The organism is Flavobacterium rhizophilum, assembly GCF_046000485.1.
Taxonomy (GTDB): domain Bacteria; phylum Bacteroidota; class Bacteroidia; order Flavobacteriales; family Flavobacteriaceae; genus Flavobacterium; species Flavobacterium rhizophilum.
Window position 1 is genome coordinate 1 of sequence record NZ_JBELQB010000037.1, and the last position, 703, is coordinate 703.

Sequence of the window (703 nt, forward strand, 5' to 3'; positions counted from 1 at the left end):
GTGTTTAGTTTACGCTTGACAATAATATCCCTGCTCATTTTTTTGAGCCGGGCTGCCATATTATAGGCAAGGTTTTGGTAGGTATTCAGAATTTCTGAATGGCCATCAAATTTCTGGTGCAGCGTGGTATGGTCAAAAGAAGTTGATAGTGCCAGCTCCAGTATTTCAACCAGCGATATAAATGCTAGCAGCATCCTGCGGTTACGCGTAGAGCCCCCGGCATTAGAGCGGTTGCGCATTAATACTTCCCTGAGATTATCATGAATAGTATTGATTTCTACCTGCAGGTCCAGTTGTTTTTTAGTGATTTCGTCACGGTTTGCCGATGCTGTCCATAAATCGCCGCGTAGCTTCAAGTATTTAGAAGTAAGCCTTAAACAATCAGCTATCTGTAATTCGGTATAACGATATGGGCTGAGTATATTAAACGTAACAGAAAGCAGCATATAAAACAGGCCGCCCCCAAACATTAGCAATGCATTGGTAAACATTTCGGCACCACTGTGCAAATGCCCGGTACCAAGAGCTATAGCCAAAAGCCCGCTAAAAGATATCATGGTGGCACGCTGCCCAAATACCGAAAGCATAGAGAGGAAAAATACCAGCAGCGTTACTAACGGGTAAAAAAGCCACTTAAAATCGTACAGCAGGTTTACCATAAGGGTACTGCCTGCAACAATTACAGCAGCCACCAGCAGGCCGC

The 703-nt window shown here is 44.2% G+C and carries 1 protein-coding gene; it reads right to left on the minus strand.

Going from position 1 to position 703, the window contains the following annotated elements; genetic code table 11:
* The coding region (locus ABS768_RS17585) for an FUSC family membrane protein (RefSeq protein ID WP_408076253.1) at nt 1-703 on the minus strand (703 nt) is incomplete at both ends.